The sequence below is a fragment of the Fulvivirga lutimaris genome, assembly GCF_009711525.1.
Lineage (GTDB): Bacteria > Bacteroidota > Bacteroidia > Cytophagales > Cyclobacteriaceae > Fulvivirga > Fulvivirga lutimaris.
Genome location: NZ_SMLV01000432.1, coordinates 27,658 through 47,554, shown reverse-complemented (window position 1 = coordinate 47,554; position 19,897 = coordinate 27,658). Strand labels below are relative to the sequence as shown.

The 19,897-nt window shown below is 36.3% G+C and carries 20 protein-coding genes; 14 read left to right on the top strand and 6 right to left on the bottom strand.

All coding sequences use genetic code 11. From position 1 onward, the window contains the following. Positions 1–11 precede the first annotated feature (11 nt). Together E1140_RS19615 and E1140_RS19610 are read left to right on the top strand one after the other, a co-directional pair. The gene (locus tag E1140_RS19615; RefSeq protein WP_155188197.1) at positions 12–1,481 is read left to right on the top strand and encodes a CotH kinase family protein; all 1,470 of its coding nucleotides are present in this window, start codon (positions 12–14) and stop codon (positions 1,479–1,481) included. A gap of 55 nt (positions 1,482–1,536) precedes the next feature. Then, positions 1,537–1,905 (top strand): VOC family protein, encoded by a 369-nt coding sequence (locus E1140_RS19610; RefSeq protein ID WP_155188195.1) that lies wholly within the window; start codon positions 1,537–1,539, stop codon positions 1,903–1,905. 3 nt (positions 1,906–1,908) lie between these two features. Here E1140_RS19610 and E1140_RS19605 read toward each other — a convergent pair whose 3' ends face one another. The 3 genes from E1140_RS19605 to mdh all read right to left on the bottom strand — a co-directional run bounded on the left by E1140_RS19605 (position 1,909) and on the right by mdh (position 6,337). Further along, positions 1,909–4,386, bottom strand: coding sequence for a tetratricopeptide repeat-containing sensor histidine kinase (locus tag E1140_RS19605; protein WP_155188193.1), 2,478 nt, complete (start codon positions 4,384–4,386; stop codon positions 1,909–1,911). 133 nt (positions 4,387–4,519) lie between these two features. Then, positions 4,520–5,278, bottom strand: coding sequence for a DUF3667 domain-containing protein (locus tag E1140_RS19600; RefSeq protein WP_155188191.1), 759 nt, complete (start codon positions 5,276–5,278; stop codon positions 4,520–4,522). 138 nt (positions 5,279–5,416) lie between these two features. Then, complete coding sequence (gene mdh / locus E1140_RS19595; protein ID WP_155188189.1) at positions 5,417–6,337, bottom strand: malate dehydrogenase; 921 nt, start codon at positions 6,335–6,337, stop codon at positions 5,417–5,419. A 168-nt stretch (positions 6,338–6,505) separates the two neighbouring features. Between mdh and E1140_RS19590 the strand changes: the two genes are divergently transcribed. Then, positions 6,506–7,249: a hypothetical protein gene (locus E1140_RS19590; protein WP_155188187.1), complete on the top strand. Its 744-nt coding sequence runs from the start codon at positions 6,506–6,508 to the stop codon at positions 7,247–7,249. On the opposite strand, the gene E1140_RS19585 is transcribed toward E1140_RS19590, so the two are convergent. Continuing rightward, positions 7,250–7,771, bottom strand: coding sequence for a Crp/Fnr family transcriptional regulator (locus tag E1140_RS19585; protein WP_246203059.1), 522 nt, complete (start codon positions 7,769–7,771; stop codon positions 7,250–7,252). Then, positions 7,755–9,080, bottom strand: a complete 1,326-nt coding sequence (gene tilS / locus E1140_RS19580) for a tRNA lysidine(34) synthetase TilS (protein WP_155188185.1) — start codon at positions 9,078–9,080, stop codon at positions 7,755–7,757. The genes E1140_RS19585 and tilS overlap by 17 nt, the downstream gene beginning before the upstream one ends. 45 nt (positions 9,081–9,125) lie before the next feature. On the opposite strand from tilS, the gene E1140_RS19575 reads away from it, so the two are divergent. From E1140_RS19575 to E1140_RS19530, 10 genes are all read left to right on the top strand, one after another. Beyond that, positions 9,126–10,736, top strand: a complete 1,611-nt coding sequence (locus E1140_RS19575; protein ID WP_155188183.1) for an OstA-like protein — start codon at positions 9,126–9,128, stop codon at positions 10,734–10,736. Positions 10,737–10,847: 111 nt separating this feature from the next. Continuing rightward, positions 10,848–11,558, top strand: coding sequence for a T9SS type A sorting domain-containing protein (locus E1140_RS19570; protein ID WP_155188181.1), 711 nt, complete (start codon positions 10,848–10,850; stop codon positions 11,556–11,558). Positions 11,559–11,651: 93 nt separating this feature from the next. Further along, positions 11,652–12,464 carry an outer membrane protein assembly factor BamD gene (locus E1140_RS19565; protein WP_155188179.1) on the top strand — a complete coding sequence of 271 codons (813 nt, stop codon included), beginning with the start codon at positions 11,652–11,654 and terminating at the stop codon, positions 12,462–12,464. A 12-nt stretch (positions 12,465–12,476) separates the two neighbouring features. Further along, entirely contained in the window at positions 12,477–12,800 is a 324-nt protein-coding gene (locus E1140_RS19560; RefSeq protein WP_155188177.1) for a DNA-directed RNA polymerase subunit omega, read from the top strand. 11 nt (positions 12,801–12,811) lie between these two features. Continuing rightward, positions 12,812–14,011 carry a bifunctional phosphopantothenoylcysteine decarboxylase/phosphopantothenate--cysteine ligase CoaBC gene (gene coaBC / locus E1140_RS19555; protein ID WP_155188175.1) on the top strand — a complete coding sequence of 400 codons (1,200 nt, stop codon included), beginning with the start codon at positions 12,812–12,814 and terminating at the stop codon, positions 14,009–14,011. Further along, positions 14,001–14,894, top strand: a complete 894-nt coding sequence (gene porD / locus E1140_RS19550) for a type IX secretion system protein PorD (protein WP_185153689.1) — start codon at positions 14,001–14,003, stop codon at positions 14,892–14,894. Before coaBC ends, porD begins: the two co-directional genes overlap by 11 nt. A gap of 5 nt (positions 14,895–14,899) precedes the next feature. Beyond that, positions 14,900–15,124 carry a hypothetical protein gene (locus E1140_RS19545; RefSeq protein ID WP_155188171.1) on the top strand — a complete coding sequence of 75 codons (225 nt, stop codon included), beginning with the start codon at positions 14,900–14,902 and terminating at the stop codon, positions 15,122–15,124. Then, positions 15,125–16,780, top strand: coding sequence for a DNA repair protein RecN (gene recN / locus E1140_RS19540; RefSeq protein WP_155188169.1), 1,656 nt, complete (start codon positions 15,125–15,127; stop codon positions 16,778–16,780). A gap of 23 nt (positions 16,781–16,803) precedes the next feature. Beyond that, positions 16,804–17,394, top strand: coding sequence for a hypothetical protein (locus E1140_RS19535; RefSeq protein WP_155188167.1), 591 nt, complete (start codon positions 16,804–16,806; stop codon positions 17,392–17,394). A 6-nt stretch (positions 17,395–17,400) separates the two neighbouring features. Continuing rightward, complete coding sequence (locus E1140_RS19530; RefSeq protein ID WP_155188165.1) at positions 17,401–18,810, top strand: SLC13 family permease; 1,410 nt, start codon at positions 17,401–17,403, stop codon at positions 18,808–18,810. Positions 18,811–18,863: 53 nt separating this feature from the next. On the opposite strand, the gene E1140_RS19525 is transcribed toward E1140_RS19530, so the two are convergent. Then, positions 18,864–19,202: a DUF6249 domain-containing protein gene (locus E1140_RS19525; protein ID WP_155188163.1), complete on the bottom strand. Its 339-nt coding sequence runs from the start codon at positions 19,200–19,202 to the stop codon at positions 18,864–18,866. A 127-nt stretch (positions 19,203–19,329) separates the two neighbouring features. Here E1140_RS19525 and E1140_RS19520 point away from each other — a divergent pair, with 127 nt between their 5' ends. Further along, on the top strand, positions 19,330–19,896 hold the full coding sequence (locus E1140_RS19520; RefSeq protein WP_155188161.1) for an RNA polymerase sigma factor: 567 nt from the start codon (positions 19,330–19,332) through the stop codon (positions 19,894–19,896). Position 19,897 lies beyond the last annotated feature (1 nt).

Here is a 19,897-nt window from a genome sequence, read left to right as displayed (position 1 = left end):
TCAAAACTATAATGTTCAAATCACTCAAACATCTTTTACTACCATTGCTGTTTTCAATACTTCTTACAGGTTGTAAAGATGATCTTGAAGAAGATGTTAATAATAACAATCCAGATGAAGGTGAATTCTCTGTAGACATTGGTGATAGTGAAATTCCATACATCACTATTGATACCCGTGGAGTTAGCATTGAAAATGAACCAAAAATTATCGCAGATATGGCGATATACGATAAAAAAATATTATCAAACACAGGCATTATTGGCATTGAATATAGAGGATCTACCTCTTTTCGACTTTCTGATAAAAAATCATTTGGTCTGGAGTCATGGGATGAAGGTGGTAATGATATAAATGCCTCATATTTTGGATTTCCTGAAGAAGAGGACTGGATATTAATGGGGCATGTTGTTAATGAAAAGGAGGGGTATATTTTTGATAACACATTGATGTATCACTTTCTAGGTTATGAAATATCACGCAATATTGGGAAGTACGCCAGCAGAACAAAATTTGTAGAACTGGAGCTAAATGGAGAATATCAAGGAGTATATGTTTTCATGGAGAAACTTAAAAGAGATAAGAACCGAATTGATCTCTCAAAATTAGAACCCTCTGAGATAGAAGGTGAGGATATAACCGGAGGCTATATATTAAAAATTGATAAAACTTCAGGGGGTGATCTCAACCTTAACGAACCTTTAGAATATTTTTTAACCAACTGGGATGATGATGCCCGGTATTCTGAAAACCTTGGTTTTAGATCAAATTATGATATTAACGGTAATATCATTGACTTCCCGGCTTTTGGTGAACCCTACCATGAAAATCAATATTTAGAGACCTATTTTCTTTATGAGTATCCTGATGCTGATGATATTGCAGATGAGCAAAAGACCTATATTCAGGACTATATCAATTCGTTCGAAACAGCATTATTGACCGACAACTTTGACACAGAAGAGAGAACCTATACTGACTATATGGACATTGGAAGTTTTGTAGATTATTTCATTATTAATGAGTTGTGCCGTAATGTGGATGCCTTCAGACTAAGCACTTATCTAACTAAAGATAAAAACTCCAAACTAAGTATGGGTCCGGTTTGGGATATGAACATAGGTTACGACCATGGTGACAGAGTGCCTATTGATAATTGGGTTATCAACTATAACCAGTATGTAGAAAAAGATGCCTGGATGATGCCATTTTGGTGGCCTAGATTATTGGAAGACCCACAATTTAGAGCAGCAGTAAAGTCAAGATGGAACTCTTTAAGATCAGATGAGTTAAGCACTGCCAAATTACATTTGATAGTAAATGAAACATCTAACTATTTAATTAAACATGGCGCAATTGAAAGGAATTATAATCGATGGACAATAGGGGTGCCCGTTGATTATCTGGGCAGTATAGAGAGCTTGAAGGATTTCCTTCAGACACGCGCTGAATGGATGGATTCAGAAATATCGAATTTTTAGAACTGGTAAGTATGCTTCAATACTATTCATTAGTAGAAATATAAACCAATATAAGATGACCAAGGAAAATAATATTCTAGAAATCACGCCCGTATTACCAAGTTCAGATATTAAGAGAGACGTACAGTGGCATAAAGAAAAGACGGGGTACGAATGGATTGGTGGCGATGATATGTATTGCATATTAAGAAGAGAAAACTCTTTTATTCACTTACAGTGGCATGCAGACACGGATGATGACCCATTGCTGGGAGGAAGTGTGATTAAAATTTTTGTAAAAGACATTGAGCCGATTTTTGAAGAACTGGTAGCAAAGGGTGGGGTTAACAACGATTTGTTAAGACGAAATACAGCCTGGGGTACTCACGAATTCGGAATGTATGACCCAAATAACAATTCCATTTTCTTTGTACAGGATGTCTAGTGCTTAGGCTTTCTTAAACTCTACAAAAAAGGTCGCCCCCTCTCCTTCTACACTTTCGCACCATACTTTTCCATTCAGTGCTTCTACGTACTTCTTAACAATAGAAAGACCTAGCCCGGTAGAGTCTTCTCCTGCCGTGGGTCGAGCGCTTAATTTATGGTATTTGCCAAAAAGTTTCTTCATATCTTCTTTATTGATACCCTGCCCCTCATCTGAAAAACCAATTTTTACATACTCACCATTTTCCTCCATGCCTACATTAATTTTTTTCCCTATTGGCGAATATTTTACAGCATTTGACATCAAGTTTTCTAAGACCTCAGTAGCATAACCCCTATCAACTTTCACATTAGAAACTGCTGGTAGATTTTCCACAATCTCTATCTCCTTTTTGGCAGCCATATCATCAAAACTCTTTACTACCTCATCGAGCAAGACATTAATATCCACTTCTTCAATAGTGACATTTAATGTTTTGGACTCAATAGCACTGACGTCCAATATCTTACTTACCATCCTTTTCAACCTTGATGTGGACTGGTCTATTCTGGCTATATAGTCCTGCTGCTCTTGATCTTGTTTCTTTGAAGTCAATTTGATGATATCAAGCATACCACTTATTTGATTCAATGGGCTCTTCAGATCATGAGCCACAATGCTAATCAGATCGTTCTTTTCTTCATTTAACTGCACTAGCTCTGCATTGATATTTTCAATCTGCTCTTTTTGCTTTTGTATTTCCAAATACTGAGCCTTTAGCTTATTGTTATCACGCTGCTTAATTAGATATGCTAAAATACCCAGTGCTATAACACCAAGAGCTAGTACGGTGGCGTAGATTAGATATCGCTGTCGGATACTACTTTTTTCAAGCTGGGCTTCTTTAAGCTGTAAGTCAGACTCTTGAAGCTCAATCTGGGAGTTCTTTAACTCCAGCTCTCTTAAACGTTCCTTTTCCTGAAGCTCATTTTTTTGAAGCTCAATATTTTGTAAATCCCTCTTCTGCTCAAGTAGAAGAATTTCCTGATTTTGTCTTTGGCGATCTATTTTCTGCTGCTCTAGAAGTAAACTTTGTAGTTGCCTTTCCTGATCGAGCTGCTCATTTTGCAGGGCTGCATTTTGCAACTCCTTTTCTCGAAGTAAAAGCTCAACTTCCTGCTTCTCTTTTTCTGCATTTATTTTTTCATTTCTCAGCTCCAAAGACTGCATTTCGTGATCAATGATATTAAGTTTAGACTCCTTTTCAGCTGATTCTATGACAAAGGATTTGTGCTTTTCCTGAGCCTGCTGTACTTGTTCCCGGTATAGCAGACTGTCTTTGACCAACGAGTATTTCTCATAATTTTCCAGAGCACTTTTGTAATCATTTTGCTTTTGGTTAATCTCTGAAAGCCTCTTATAATTTGTGGCTAACATTCGCTTATTTTCTGTGTCTTTTAACAAATTAATGGCCATTTGAGTATGCATTTCTGCATCTCTGAACTGACCTGAGCTCACCTCAATAGTTGCCAAATAATTATGCATTACTGCAATCTCTACAGGAGTGCCGCTTCTTTCTTTTATTTTCAATGCCTCATTAAATGCTCTCCTTGAGTCCCTCAACTCTCCCTTTTGCTGGTAGATAACACCTATATTAATGAGGTTGGAAACTATATTATTATCATTTAAGCCATTGCGGTTCATTTGCTTATTTAGATCTAGCGCAGCTTTGTAATAAGAAAGAGATTGATCCAGATTTTTAAGATCTTTATAATGATACCCTATGGTATTATAAGAAATAGCCATGTTTATTGAGTCCTTAAGGCTTTGATTGATCTTGAGGATTTCAAAGTGACACTGGAGCGAATTTTGATAATCACCCAACTGATAGTAAATAGAAGCTATCTTTTTATAAGTGCTTATGATTTGATCCCGATTACCCTCTGATTTTTCAATCTCAAGGACACTATTATATTTTTCAAGGGCTTTTTTTCTTTGGTTTAAGGCCAAGTGCACTTCCCCCATGCTATTAAGAAGCTTTATATCCTCTTTACCGAGTTCAGTTGACCTGAACGACAAAACCCTGTTGTAATAGACTAGCGCCTTTTCTGGCACATTCCACTCATGAAATAGTTCACCTAATCTGTGGTGAGCCCACTGTTGATTTAAAGTGTCATTTCTTTTCTCAACTACATCAAGTGCTTGTAAGTAGTAATTGAGACTTCCTGAATAATCGATTTTAGACTTTAAAGCCTGGGCTATAATAAAAAGACTATTAACCGTTCCTTCATAATGATCAAGACTATCTGCAAGGCTGAGTGATTGATTGGCAACCTCTATTGCCTTGTCATAATTGTAGGTCCTTAGCTCGGTATGTGCCTGCTCCACAAGGGCCTCAATCTTTGCACTATTATTAGAAACCTTCTGACCATAGGTTTCCCCCAAACAGAATATCAGGCAGCTTATAAAAACTAAATGCTTACAATACAAGCGTTTTATCATGTGGTTGATTAAAGCCTTTCGAACTAATTTCTAAAATAAGATAGGTATAATAAATGATTATTTTAAAAGACTGATAGGCATTAAAAGCTGATAAATAACAGTATTACAATTGATTATGAGATAATTACCATACTCAGGCCATGAGTGAATCCATAAAAACCCAAAATACGTCAGGCATAATTCTATAAACGAAATAGTTAAGAAAGAATACAAGTATCTGGGGAATACCAACTGACAGAATTGCTTTAACCCATTGTTTCACACTGTTAGCTTTAAAAAACAGAATAACAACCAAAAGATTGTATCCAAAATTAACCGGGCCATAAAACAATCCTAGTGTGTTTGAATCTATCAAGAGGAGTAATGGAGCCATCAAAATAAGGATAATAAACTGACCTACTCCTATGTAGATATTTAAGACCACATTCTCAACATAGTTAAAGCCACTGCTAAAGAAGAAAAGCCAGGTGAATAGACTAAAAAAAGGAATTGCTGTAAGTGTAAAAAAAGAAAAGTACCTTGATGAATAATTAAAAAAACCTTTAAGATCTTTTAGCTGAAAAAAGACTGCATCAGCATTTCCAGGGTCGAAAAAATCAAAATTGAAAGTAATGAAAGTTGCAAGAGCTCCTACTAAAATGGCCATCTTCACCGGGCTTGCGTAGCGCATCCGTTTACCTTCGATGTACTCTGATATTATTACTTTAGGTTTGATAATAAGGCAATAGGCACTGAATAGAAACCCTTTATTAAGCTCCGCAGAATTGATAACAGAATTCCAGAAAAATTTCCAATTGAACCTTCCTTGATTTGTCTTTTGACCACAATTAGAACAATATTTATTCTCAACACTATGACCACAGTTCAGACATACATTATCAGAACTTTCCATTTTTTTTACTAAGGCAGATGATAATTGCCTTATAAGGTATAAATTATATTACTCTATATCAATTTGAGCTATGTCGATAAAAACAAAAAGGCCATCCGCTAGCTAGCGGATGGCCTCATTTTACTTGTGGGTTTATAATTATAATAAACCGTTCGTTTTACTTACTGCAGCAGCACTTTCTTCTAGTTTAGCTTTTTCTTCTGCGTCAAGCTCGATTTCAACAATCTTCTCAACTCCATTACGACCGATGATTGCAGGTACACCAATGCAGATATCGCTTAAGCCATATTCACCATCCAGCATACATGAACTTGGAAACATCTTTTTAGTATCACAAGCGATGGCCTGAACCATAGCTGAAACCGCAGCACCTGGCGCATACCAGGCAGAAGTACCTAATAATTTTGTAAGTGTTGCACCACCTACTTTTGTTTCTTCTTTCACATAAGTAAGTTGATCAGCACTTAAAAACTTAGAAACAGGAACACTATTTCTTGTAGCTAATCTTGTCAATGGAATCATTCCAGTATCACTATGTCCACCTATCACCATGCCGTCAACATCAGAAGCAGGGCAATCTAAAGCTTCAGACAACCTATATTTAAATCTTGCAGAGTCTAATGCTCCACCCATTCCGATAATTCTATTTTTTGGCAATCCTGTAGCTTTATGAGCAAGGTAAGTCATTGTATCCATCGGATTAGAAACAACAATGATGATTACGTTTGGAGAGTGCTTGATCAAATTTTCAGCTACAGACTTAACAATTCCTGCATTAGTAGAAATCAACTCTTCTCTGGTCATCCCTGGCTTTCTAGGAATACCAGATGTGATAACCGCAACATCACTATTAGCAGTTTTAGAATAATCGTTTGTAGTGCCAGTTATTTTGGTATCAAAACTGTTCAAAGAAGCAGTCTGCATTAAATCCATAGCTTTACCTTCGGCAAAACCTTCTTTAATATCAATTAGTACTACTTCAGCGGCAAAGTCTTTAATGGCGATGTATTCAGCACAGCTAGCTCCTACGGCTCCTGCACCTACAACGGTAACTTTCATATGATGTAAGTTTATTATGTTTTATAAAAGAATTAAATCGATTCAACAAAGTTAAAAAATAGGGTCTAATAAGCTAAGAAAGGAATGATAACATTTCGTTACTCTTATTCAACCTTTCTGGCCTCATAATTGCTTTACCGAGATCAAAACCAAAAATCTATATCAACCATGAAAAATACTACTGCCTTAATTATTACTCTATTATGTTTATTTTATTCACTAAATAATTATGCACAAGAAAATGCTTTTGAAAACCCGTTTTCAAAAGGCAAAAAGCTGATTGGTGGAGGAATAACATTTCAAGATTCTGCTAATGAATCAATCCCATCAGATTCAAGCGACTATTACCGAGAAAATAGCTCAAATGGATTTGGAATCTCGCCCTATTTTGGTTTTTTCTTAAGAGAAAATGTTGCGATAGGAGTTAAAGCAAATTATTCTACATCAAACTATGAATCAGAAACTAAATATGCTAGTAATGGATACTCCAATAGCAGAAAAAGCAAAGATTATGGAGTTGGCTTTTTCTTGATACGTTATTTTACAATTAAAAACCGATTTGGGTTATCTCTTAATCCAACCATAAATCTTACTCGTTATAAAGCTGAGCAACTCAGTAATTCTTTCAATTTCGATCCTTATGATCTATACAATTCTAATTCAGATGACTCAAAGGGAATAGGTATTTCAGCAGGGTTAAATGCAGGCCTATATTATGCAATCAGCAATAAATTCATAATTGAAACCAAACTTCTAGGGCTATCAGCCAGATATTCTGAGGGAAATACAACAAGAAAAAATATCAATGGGGATACTGTTTATACAACAGACGATAAAAACAATTCCATCAACCTCAACTTTGTAAACACAATCTCATTCGATCAGGTGTTTACAATCAACTACATTTTTTGATTAATCTTCTTTATAAACCTGTTTAAGATTAAAGAAACCGAGTGATGATTTGTAGGTCTTAAAAATACTGGTGTTGTAGTCGCTATACATGCCAGCAAGTGCTTCCAACATTTTGGTTTTTATTTTAATGTTATCATCAAAAATAGAGAAGATGTTCTCCTGAGGGATAACATAAAACTCAGCTGTTTCAGAAGTAACAAAGGCATTCAATTGCCTTTTTCTATTTTTAATCAGGCAACTCTCGCCCAAAGAGGCTCCAGATTTTACTTTTGTTAAAACTTCAAAAGTATCATTGACATCTATATTCAAAGAAACCTCCCCTTTCTTCAAAAGATACAATGCATGACTCGGATCATTCCTGAAAAACACAACCTCATCCTGAACATAACTGCGTTCATGCATGTGCGGAATAAATTGATACAACTGCTTATAGTTCAGATCAGAAAAGATTCTCATTTTAGTGAGAAACAAAAAGATATCCTGCTCTTTCTGTGTGTATGTCTTTTTAAATGGATTGATCATGTGCTATTTCTAGGCTATACGCTTTTTTGGTACTGGGAGTAATTTTAAACCTTTCGTCTATTCTATGACCTACTACCCAAACTATCTTATTTTCAGAAAGCAACACCATTACGCGCTTTTTCAAGTTTAGAGGAATTTTCGCATCTATCATAAAATCACTTAGCTTTTTTTTGCCCTTCATTCCCAAAGGTTGAAACCTGTCGCCTTCCCTCCAATAACGCAACCTTAAAGGGAACTTAAGTAGGTCAAAATCTAGCTTAGCCACTTGAGAATCAATTGAATATGATAGGTCATCGCTAACTTTACCACTTATAGTCAACCCATTTAAAAACCCATTCCCATCCTGCTGGATTTCTACCGGCAAATCATCGTTTTCTAACTTAGGAGAGATTATGATGTGGTCCCTATCAATATTCATGAAGTGAGAACTGGACTCAAATTGCTTGCCTGAAAGCACATCTTCACTTAAGATATCCAGTGTATTCTGCAGGTGATCATGATTAAATCCATATTCCTTTAAAACACTTTCAAGAACAACCCATTCTTGTTTTTGAAATTGCGACTTCTTAATAAAAAGATGATCGCCTTCTATTTCAAAAGCTTTTTTAAATTCTAAAATCTGTTTCTCCAGCAAAGACTCAAGTGATTGCAAACGCTTAGCAGTAACTAAAAAGGATGACTCTAGTGAAGGATTGATTTCCTTTAACAGCGGAACTACTTTCTTTCTGATAAAATTACGCTTGTATGCTGTGCTACTGTTACTTACATCCTCCCGCCACTGAATTTTAATATTCTCAGCATAGTCCAGCACTTCTTGCTTGGTAAATTCCAACATTGGCCTGACCAATTGATCATTCCTAATAAGGATACCTCGGAGGCCAGCAACACCAGTTCCTTTGACAAAATTGAATATTGAAGTCTCAATACTATCATTTAAGTGATGAGCAGTAATCAGATAGTCAAAACCCTGTTTATCCATTAATTCATCAAACCAAGTATAGCGTAATTCTCTGGCTGCCATTTGAGTAGAAATTGAGTTATCCGTGGCATACTTTTTGGTATCAAAAGATTCAGTTAAACAATTAAATCCCAAGCTTTCAGAAGTGTCTTTCACAAACTTTTCATCACCATCACTATCAGAGCTACGGAGCTTAAAGTTGCAATGTGCTACTGTGACACTAAATCCGCCTTTCTTAAGCAAATCTAACAGAACCATTGAGTCTATCCCGCCACTAACCGCAACCAATAACTTCTCATTAGGGGTAAACAATTTGTGTTTTTCGACAACTGCTAAAAACTCTTTTAACATAGAGGAGCGTAACTTTTTAATTAGTTTTGCAACAGAATTACAAACATGATAAAATTAATCATAAAATATCCATTAGTTGTTTTATTAACCTTGGGCTTATGCTTTAGTGCTAATGCTCAAAAGAAGGTAAAGCTAAAGAAGGCAGATAAGCTGGTAGGTGGCATAGATCAAAGTGGAAAACGCTTTGATCGCTTTGTTGGAAATGTAGTTTTTGAACAAAACGAAACGACCATTTACTGCGACTCGGCAATTCTTTTCAAGAAAGAAAATCTTGTTAGAGCTTTTGGTAGAGTTAGAATTACGGAAGGTGATTCTATAACAATAACCGCCAAAAGACTGAATTATAACGGTGATAATAAGAAAGCAGAATTGCGTGAAAATGTGGTTTTTAAAAAGCTAAAAAGTGTAACACTCTATACTGACTTTCTTGATTATGACAGAAATCGGCAGCAAGCCAAATATTTTAATGGCGGCCGATTGGTGGACTCAACCAATGTATTAACAAGTAACAAGGGCTACTATCAGGTGAATACTAATATGGCATCTTTCAAAAAAGATGTTGTTGGCAAAAACCCAGATTATACACTTAAGTCTGATACGCTTCAATATCATACTAAAACTAATATTGTTTACTTCCGGGACTATACAGAGCTTACAGATGTGGAAGGCAACCAATTCTATTATGAAGAAGGAGAATACAATACCAATATTCGAAGGTCCGATCTGGCGGATGGTGAGGTTGAAACAGAATCTTACATTCTTACAGGTAAAAGACTTCTCTTAGATGACCTTAAAAAACTATATAGCGCCACAGGAGATGTAAAAATGGTGAGCAAGGAGCAGGATGTAATTATAACAGGCGATTACAGCTTGTATCAAAAGGACAAAGGCATAGCTAAAGTTTATGGCAATGCGCTTATGAAAAAAGTAATGGGGCTTGACACACTATTCTTAACTGCTGATACTTTGATGGCTATTGAGAATAAAGATCCAACCAAAGAGCGAGTACTAGCTTATAAAAACGTGCGTATTTTTAAGTCTGATTTACAAGGTAAGTCAGACTCCTTATCATATATAACTGCTGACTCTACTTTATTCTTCTATCAGGATCCCGTTCTATGGACTTCTGGGAATCAATTGACTGCTGATTCAATAAATGTTTTAATTAACCAAGGCACTATTGATCGTTTAAATATGAATGAAAATTCCTACGTGGTTTCTACTGATAGTATCGATAATTTCAACCAGGTAAAGGGTAGGAAGATGGTAGCCAGATTTAATAATGGTAGTATTAATAAAGTAAACGTATATGGAAATGGTGAAAGCTTGTTTTTTGCTCTAAATGATGAAGAGACTGCACTCATGGGGATGAATAAGATTTTTTGCAGCGATATGGTCATCAACTTTAAAGCGAACAAAGCTGACAATGTATCATTTTATGTGAATCCTGATGCCTCATTTATTCCTCCACATGAGCTAAAAGAACCAGACAAAAAACTTAGTGGATTTGCATGGCGGATTGAGGAAAAACCAACTTTAGAGGAGATGAAGCTACTTGATAAAGCAGAAGTTGAAATTGACAATTCGCCTCCTGTGAACACGCAACAGGTTAACAAAAAGGAGGTTTTGAAGTCGAAAATTGAGAAAAAGAATTAGATTCAAAAAAAGGTTACTAAAATCCTATAAATCAGTATTAATTTTTAGGTTTTTTTATTAACTTACCTATCAGTTTAAAAACTATTGTAAGCTTTTGATGATGACTTGATTATGAAAATGTTTTTTTCAGCGGTTTTAATCCTAATTTCAGGCTTGTGTTTACAAGCTCAGAATTTCGAGGTTGCTGAGACAACAGAAATCTTCAAGGGCAAAGTTGGTGAGAAAATAGTAGCTCAAATTCCAATTAAAAACTTATCAGACAGACCTATTCAACTCGTTGTGAAACGTTTGGATAAAGTCATTGGCACAAGTCAAACCACCTATTTCTGTTGGGATGGTCAATGTCAGCCAAGTACTCAGGACATATTACCAATATCAAAACGCTTATCTGCAAGTGAAACTTCACTAAAACTCGAAAGTGTTTTAGAAGCCGGCTTAGTACCGGGAATTAGTTCAGTGAAGTATTTAATATACAACAGAGACAATCCTGCCGAAGCTGTTGAGTATGAAGTTAATTATACCATTGAAGAAGATAATGAGGGTAAAATCCTTTATTCATCTCCCGATGTTAAATTAAAAGACATCTACCCAAACCCAGTTACAGAATATGCTATCATTGATTATGAATTAATCAATGATAACACCAACGCCAAGGTTGTTTTGCATAATGTGCTAGGCAGTGTGGTTGGAGAGTATGTTTTGGCACCATTTGAGAGCAAACTCAAGATAAATGCAGACGAGTTTAACCCAGGCGTATACTTCTACACACTCTACATCGATAATGACGGTGTGATCACTCATAAGCTTATTATAAGAAAATAAGTCTCTAGTGAAATAATTTCTATACTTATGATGTTTAACAGTAAGTCATCACTTGTTGATTATTAGTAATTACTGACCTATATTTGCAGGCTTATGTTGAAACAGGGGTATTTCCACTATTTTTTTATTGCTATTTTCATTTTTTTACTGGCTTCATGTAGCAAATTCAGAAAAATTGAAAAAAGTCAGGATTGGCGTGTTAAGTACGATGCGGCCATTAATTATTATGAAAATAAGGATTACTATCGTTCCAGCATTTTGTTTGAACAAATTCTACCTATTGTAAGAGGTTTGCCTGAAGGTGAAAAAGTACAGCTATTTTATGCCTACGCTCATTATTATCAGGAATTCTATCTTCTTGCAGCTCACCATTTCAAGGTATTTTACGAAACTTATGGAAGAAGTGAGTTTTCTCAAGAGGCCAGATACATGCATGCATATTCGCTGTATGCTAATTCGCCAGCATATAACCTTGACCAGACTTCTAGTATAGAAGCAGTGATAGCGATGCAGAATTTCATGAACAAATATCCTAATAGTAAGTTCAGAGAGGATGCGGCAAAAGTTATAAACGAGATTCAGGTTAAACTGGAAGAAAAGGCTTACGCAAATGCAAAGCAATATTACAAGCTTGAGTATTTCAAAGCATCTATTGTAGCATTCGAAAGCTTTGCCAATGACTTCCCAGACTCTGAATACAATGAAGAAATTGCATTTTTGAAATTCATGGCTCAATTTAGGTTGGCCGAAAAAAGTATAAGTTCTAAACAACTGGAGCGTTATAGAGTTGCAAATCAATTCTATCTACAATTCCTTGATGACTATCCTAATAGTGAATATCTTAAGGAAGCAGACAAACGCTATGGCAGTAGTTTGGAGAAAGTAAATCAACTAGCAAAAAAGTAAATAAATAATAATATGGCTATTCAAGCATCAATTGAAACAAGAGATATGGATAAGATTGCCGAAAAAACTGGCAATGTGTACGAATCGATTGTGGTTATCTCTAAAAGAGCTCGTCAAATAGCGGTAAACGTTAAAGAAGAGTTGAACTCTAAACTTGCGGAATTTGCCTCTACTGTTGACAACCTTGAAGAAATCTTCGAAAACAGAGAGCAGATTGAAATCTCTAAATTCTATGAAAGACTTCCTAAGTCTACTAATGTAGCTATCGAAGAATTTGTAGAAGACAAAGTGAGTTACAGACATAGAGAAGCAGAAGAAAATAAATTAGAACTTTAATCAGTTATCACATGCTCCGCGGTAAGAAAATAATATTGGGAGTATGTGGAAGTATTGCGGCATATAAATCCGCACTGATTGTTCGTTTACTTATCAAAGAAGGTGCAGAGGTTCGTGTTATAATGACGGACGCTGCACTTGGTTTTATCACCCCACTTACACTCTCCACACTTTCTAAAAATCCTGTTTACAACAAATTTAGTAACAGCGACACTGGAGAATGGCATAATCATGTAGACCTTGGGCTTTGGGCGGATCTTATTTTGATCGCTCCTGCTAGTGCCAATACAATAGCTAAAATGGCCAATGGCTATTGCGACAATTTATTGCTTGCTACTTACCTGTCCGCAAAATGCCCTGTATTTGTAGCTCCAGCTATGGACTTGGACATGTATGCCCATAAGAGCACTCAGGATAATCTTGAAAAACTTATCTCCTATGGCAATACAATCTTAGATGTAGCAAGTGGCGAATTGGCCAGCGGCCTTGTAGGTGCTGGTAGAATGCAAGAACCTGAAGAATTAGTAAATGCTTTGGAGAAACATTTTTCTACGGGAAGATTGACAGGCAAAAAAGTTTTGATAACGGCTGGACCTACTTACGAAGCTCTGGACCCCGTTCGGTTTATCGGAAATCACTCTACAGGTAAAATGGGTTTTGCCATAGCTGAGGCCATGGCCAATGAGGGTGCTGAGGTTGAACTTGTAAGTGGCCCAACGGTACAGAAAAAAACGCATGCTAATATTAATCTGCATCCAGTTACGTCTGCGGAAGATATGTTTTTAAAATGCAAGGAGCATTATCAAAACTCCGACATTACTGTACTATCAGCAGCTGTAGCAGATTATAGACCAAAAGTGAAGGCTGATCAGAAGATTAAAAAGAGTGGTAATGAAATGGCCTTGGAACTTGTCAAGACTTTCGACATTGCATTCGAGCTAGGCAAACTCAAAAAGAACGGCCAAATAAATATCGGCTTTGCTCTAGAAACAGAGAATGAGAAAGTTAATGCCAAAAAGAAGATAGAAGCCAAGAACTTTGATCTCATTGTACTTAACTCATTAAACGATAATGGAGCTGGTTTCGGACATGACACCAATAAGGTCTCAATAATCGACAAACAAAATAATATTACAGAATTTGAGTTAAAGAGTAAGCAAAAGGTTGCTTCAGATATTGTGAATTCTATAATTGATACACTTGCAAAATAATCTCCTATCCATATTCTTTATTTTTCTTGGGCTCAATGCATTTGGGCAAGAGTTCAACTGTAGAGTTACGGTTAATGCGGATCAGGTACAGTCATCAGACCGTGGAGTATTCAAAGACATGGAGACGGCTTTTGCTCAATTTGTAAACTCCAGACAATGGACTGATGATACCTATGAGAGTTTTGAAAAGATAAATGTTAATATAATTATCACACTTCAAAACCCTAAAACCATTGGGGTTTATGAGGCCAATGTTCAGGTACAATCTGCCAGACCTATTTACAATTCTAATTATGAATCGATACTACTAAATTTTGCAGATAGAGACTGGCAATTTGATTACATAGAGTCACAGCCTTTGGAGTTTAATGACAACAGCTACATCACCAACCTCACTTCTCTACTAGCATACTATTGTTATATAATATTGGGCCTTGATTACGATTCTTTCAGTGAGTTGGGAGGAACTGAATATATTCAAAAGGCACAGAATGTTGTTAATAATGCTCAGCAAGCAAACAGACCGGGATGGGATGCTCTGGGAAGCACAAGGAACCGGTACTGGTTGATGGAGAACTTGACCAACCAGCAGATTCAACCTTTAAGAAGAGGATTTTACAAATATCATAGACTGGCATTAGACAATTTTGAAAAAGACCCAGATAACAGTAGAAAATTGATTCTTGAGGTTCTTAGAGAATTACGAAAAGTAAAGACTTCATTCCCCAACTCTATTTTAGTAATATCATTTCTTGATGCCAAAAAAGACGAGCTTATCAACATATTCTCTGAAGGCAATATCCAGGTAAGAAGAGAGGCCTATGACATCCTCGTTGCCGTTGATCCATCAAAGAGTGGTGATTATGAAAAGATCATTAAATAAGACAAATGGCTAAGCGTCTTGTCAGATATAACTCAATAAAAAGCATCTTGGACAACGCCTCAGAAATTACAGGCAAAAAAGTTAATATTGTATTCCGCAACGGACAGGTGTCTTTCGCTCTGGCAACTTCAATTTCTAACAACGAAATTGCTTATAGAAACATGCGAAATGCAAGTCAAAAAGCGGATTTAGAAAATATTGCTGAAATAATCATAGACCTCAACGCATAGATGCTCAAACATCTTTCGATTAAAAATTATGCACTAATTCAGGAGCTGAACATCTCTCCTTCTGATAACCTCAATATTATAACCGGGGAGACCGGAGCTGGTAAATCTATTATGCTCGGTGCCGTTGGGTTGTTGCTTGGTAATAGAGCAGATACCAAAGCTTTGCTAGATGAAAATGTTAAATGCGTTATTGAGGGGCTATTTGAGATCAGCAATTATAATCTTAAAAATGTATTCAGCAAAGAAGACCTTGACTACGAAGCTAATACAATAATAAGAAGGGAAATTAGCCCATCAGGCAAGTCACGTGCTTTCGTTAACGACACCCCTGTAACCCTTGATATCCTAAAGAAATTAGGAGTCAAATTGATGGACGTTCATTCTCAGCATGAAACACTTCAATTAGGTAAAAATAGCTTTCAGCTAAAGTTTGTGGATGTGTATGCTGGCACATTACAACTGAGAGCTGAATACAACCGGTCCTTTCAATTATATAAGCAGTCACTGCAAAAGCTTCAAATTTTAGAAGATGAGAGTGCCAATGCAAAAAAAGAAGCTGAATACAATACCTTCTTACTTGATGAGCTGGTTAAAGCCAATCTCAAAGAAGACGAACAGGAATCGCTTGAAGAAACGGTTCGGCTTATGGAGCATGCTGAAGAAATTAAACTGAAGCTTAACCAGACCATAGAAATACTATCACAAGGAGAATATGCAACAACTTCTGGTTTACAGCAGGTGCGTGCATTATTTACCAATCTTGCCAAGTATGGTGACACCTACAAGAACCTTCACGACAGGTTGGAAAGTGCATTGATTGAACTTAATGATATCGCTGGAGAAGTAGAGAAGGAAGAAGAGAAAGTAAGCTTTAACCCTGAAGAAGCTGAAATAGCACAAGAAAGACTCAGTAGCATTTATCAGCTCCAGCAAAAACATGGTGTGCTTGATATTAGTAGCCTTTTGCAAATTCAAAGCGAGCTTCAGCATAAGGTAGAAAGAACCATGAATTTGGAGGATGAAATAGCCAACGCTACTTCAGAAAAAGAAAGATTACTTAAAGAGACACAATCACTTGCAGAACAGTTGTCAAAAAAACGAACAGCTTGTTTCTCTAAGCTTAGCACTCAGCTGATGTCTTTGCTGAAAGAGGTAGGCATTGGTGATGCTACCGTACAAATAGAAAGGAAGCAGATTGAACTGGAAGCTTCAGGATCTGATGAAATAAGTATCTTATTCAGTGCCAATAAAGGTATAGCACCTCAAGAGTTAGCAAAAGTGGCCTCAGGTGGAGAATTTTCCAGAGTAATGTTCTGCATTAAATATATCCTCGCTGAAAAAGTATCGCTTCCAACAGTAATATTTGATGAAATAGATACAGGTGTCAGTGGAGAAATAGCCATTAAAATGGGTGGTTTGATGAAGAAAATGGCACAAAATCATCAGATTATTACCATAAGCCATTTGCCACAAATTGCTGCCAAAGGCGACCAGCATTATTTTGTTTTTAAAGACAACTCAAGTGCCAAGGCAGTTAGTAAAATAAGAGAATTGCAAGGTGAAGATCGCGTTACAGAAATAGCCAAGATGATAGGGGGCGACCAGCCATCAAATATCGCGTTTGAAAATGCGAAAGAACTCATGCAGTCTACTTAATTTTTTGTATAATACAGGTTGTTATGGATAGAATGCCCAAAATAATTGAAGGATTTACCCATACTGAATACCTAACTGTATTCAGTGCTATCATATTTGGTTATGTAGGTGCAGAGTACTTTCAAGGATGGGGAGCAATCATCAAAAATAGAAGGCGCGTAAAAGCATATTGGCAGCACACGCTTTGGACAATTTTTGCTTTTACATTATTTATCCAAAATTGGTGGGGTATTTGGCCTAGAACAAGACTGATTAATGAGAGTATTTTCTATTTCTTCTACTCTCTTGTACCTATATTCTTATTCTATATTATAAGCGTTATTCTCTTTCCAGATTTCAAAACCAGCAAGGACAAATACGACCTGAGAGAATATTTCTACGATAATACGCGATACCTATTCGGGTTATTCTCTTTGTATTTTGTATTCACCATTATTAGTTCCTTTGTCTATCCGGACATTGGTAATGTTTTAGTGCAAAATCTCATAAGAGGCTTTGGAGTCCTTTTAGCAGCAGGTGCCGCATATTTTCATAAGAACAAAGTAATCCACGCCATATTTCTGGTCATCGGTTATATAGCTCTATTTATGTTCTTTATGGCACTGCCAAGTTAGTAGATAATGCACAGGATAATTGGATTCATACTTGGCCCCTCGTTATTTATATTATTACAAGCCTCTGGTTTTAATGAACCCATTTATGATGTTATTGGATTAGCCATCTGGATGATTGCATGGTGGGTTACGGAAGCAGTTCCAATACCTGTAGCTGCACTTTTACCAATTATAATTTTACCACTTACTGGCATTTTCACAGTTTCTCAGGCCACAGCTCCTTATGCAAGTCCGATTATATTTCTGTTTATGGGCGGTTTTCTTATTGCATTAGGTCTGGAAAAGCATGGCCTTCACTTAAGGTTGGCATTAAGTTTATTAAAAATTACTGGTTCTTCTGGTAACGGCATTATTCTAGGTTTCATGATTGCCTCCGCCTTATTAAGCATGTGGATTAGCAACACGGCAACAGCCGTAATGATGCTTCCTATTGCAAGCTCTGTAGTAGCCTTGTTGTCCTCAAAGCAAGGGCTTAATAAGAATTTTGCACTTGCCTTAATGTTGAGTATTGCTTATTCAGCCAATATAGGTGGCACAATTACATTAATCGGAACACCTCCGAATGTGGTAATGGCAGGGTACCTTAATCAGTTACTTGATTTTCAAATGGGGTTTGCAGAATGGTTAATGATAGGAATACCATCAGGGCTGCTGTTATTGACCATTACCTATTTCCTTTTGACTCGAGTCCTGTTTGCTAATAACATCAAACATGTAGAAGGCTCATCAGAACTTATTGGTGCCGAGTTGAAAAAACTGGGTAAAATATCAAAAGAAGAGAAATTGGTCATTACAGTGTTTTTAATTACAGCCCTTGGTTGGATTTTAAAACCTCAAATCAATGATCTTATTGGAAAACCACTGCTTACAGATCATGTAACGGCTATGATTGGTGGAGTGTTAATGTTTTCAATGCCTGTAAACCTGAAAGATCAAAACTTTTTGATGCGTTGGGAAGATACTTCAAAGCTTCCTTGGGGTATATTGCTACTATTTGGAGGCGGAATGGCACTAGCCAATGCCCTGGCAGAAGTTGGCATTATTGAGATGATTGGCGAGTTTGTATCTTCAATAACAGAAGTTCAACCGCTTGTTTTTATATTAGTTATCACACTAATAGTCTTATTAATGACAGAAGTAATGAGCAACGTGGCTTTAGTAACCATTCTAATTCCTGTAATCATAGGGGTGGCAAATGGCATTAATTTAAATCCACTACTATTGATTATACCAGCAACTTTATCCTCCAGCTGCGCCTTTATGATGCCAATCTCAACTCCACCAAATGCTATTGTTTTCTCAAGTGGACATATAACCATGAAGGACATGATGAAAGCCGGTGTCTGGCTAAACCTTATTGCGGTTATAGTAATTGCATTCTTAAGCTATTGGATAGTTCCATTTATCATCCAATAAAAAAGCTGAAACCATTGGCCTCAGCTTCTTTTAATAATATTTAGTTTGAAATTCTATAATGAATCATTCTTCTTTTCTTCAATGATATAGGAAATACCTAATCCCAAACCTCCGAAGATAAAGATCATTGAGAAGTAGGCTACTTCTTCCATTCTAAACAAGCTATCTAGCATGTACCCACAAAGAAGGCCAAGTCCAGCACCTATAAAAAGAAGTCCAAACCTAAGCGCCCATGATGTATTTGCCATTCTTTTAGTTGAGCCCGGATCCATGCCTTTTTCTATCATGGCTTTTCTTTCATCGTTCTCATATCTTCTCCATTGCACTACCCCATAGGCAATCGCTGTTATTGCTATTATTGGGATAAATACTGCTATTACTCCTGGTTCCATAATCTTATAATTTGAGTTTTTAATTTTTGGGCATTTGACACCAATCTTTTAAACTAGGTTACACCCCAATTTAAATTTTATTTTTATTTTGATAAAGCTGTAACTTAATACTCGAGAAGGTAGTCCAATGACCGTGAATCAACTGACAGATGACGAGGTTATCGATAAAGTACTTGGGGGCAACTCTGACTCCTTTAGTATTTTAGTTGATAGATATAAGGATCACAGCTTTACTTTAGCTTTTAATGTCATGAAAGATGAAAAGGAGGCTGAAGATATAGCTCAGGAAGCCTTTATAAAAGCTTATAAGAACCTCAAGAAGTTTAACAGAGAATCTAAATTTAGCACCTGGCTTTACAGGATAACTTTTAATACGGCCTTAACTGCTAATAAGAAAAAAAAGAAATACAGCAGCACCTCTTTTGATGATTCTCCAATTGAACTCATTGACTCTACTAAGAATGAACTTGAACAGGCCGAGAAGAAAAAATTCATACTTCAGGCTCTGGATCAACTAAACGAGCAAGACAATGTGGCTTTAACTTTGTTTTATTTAAAAGAACAGTCATTAGAAGAAATCTGTGAGGTGACAGGCATGAGTTTGTCCACTTTAAAAGTAAGACTCCACAGAGCAAGAAAAAGAATGGCTATTGTGTTAAATGACATATTAAAAGAAGAAGCCTTAAATTTATAAT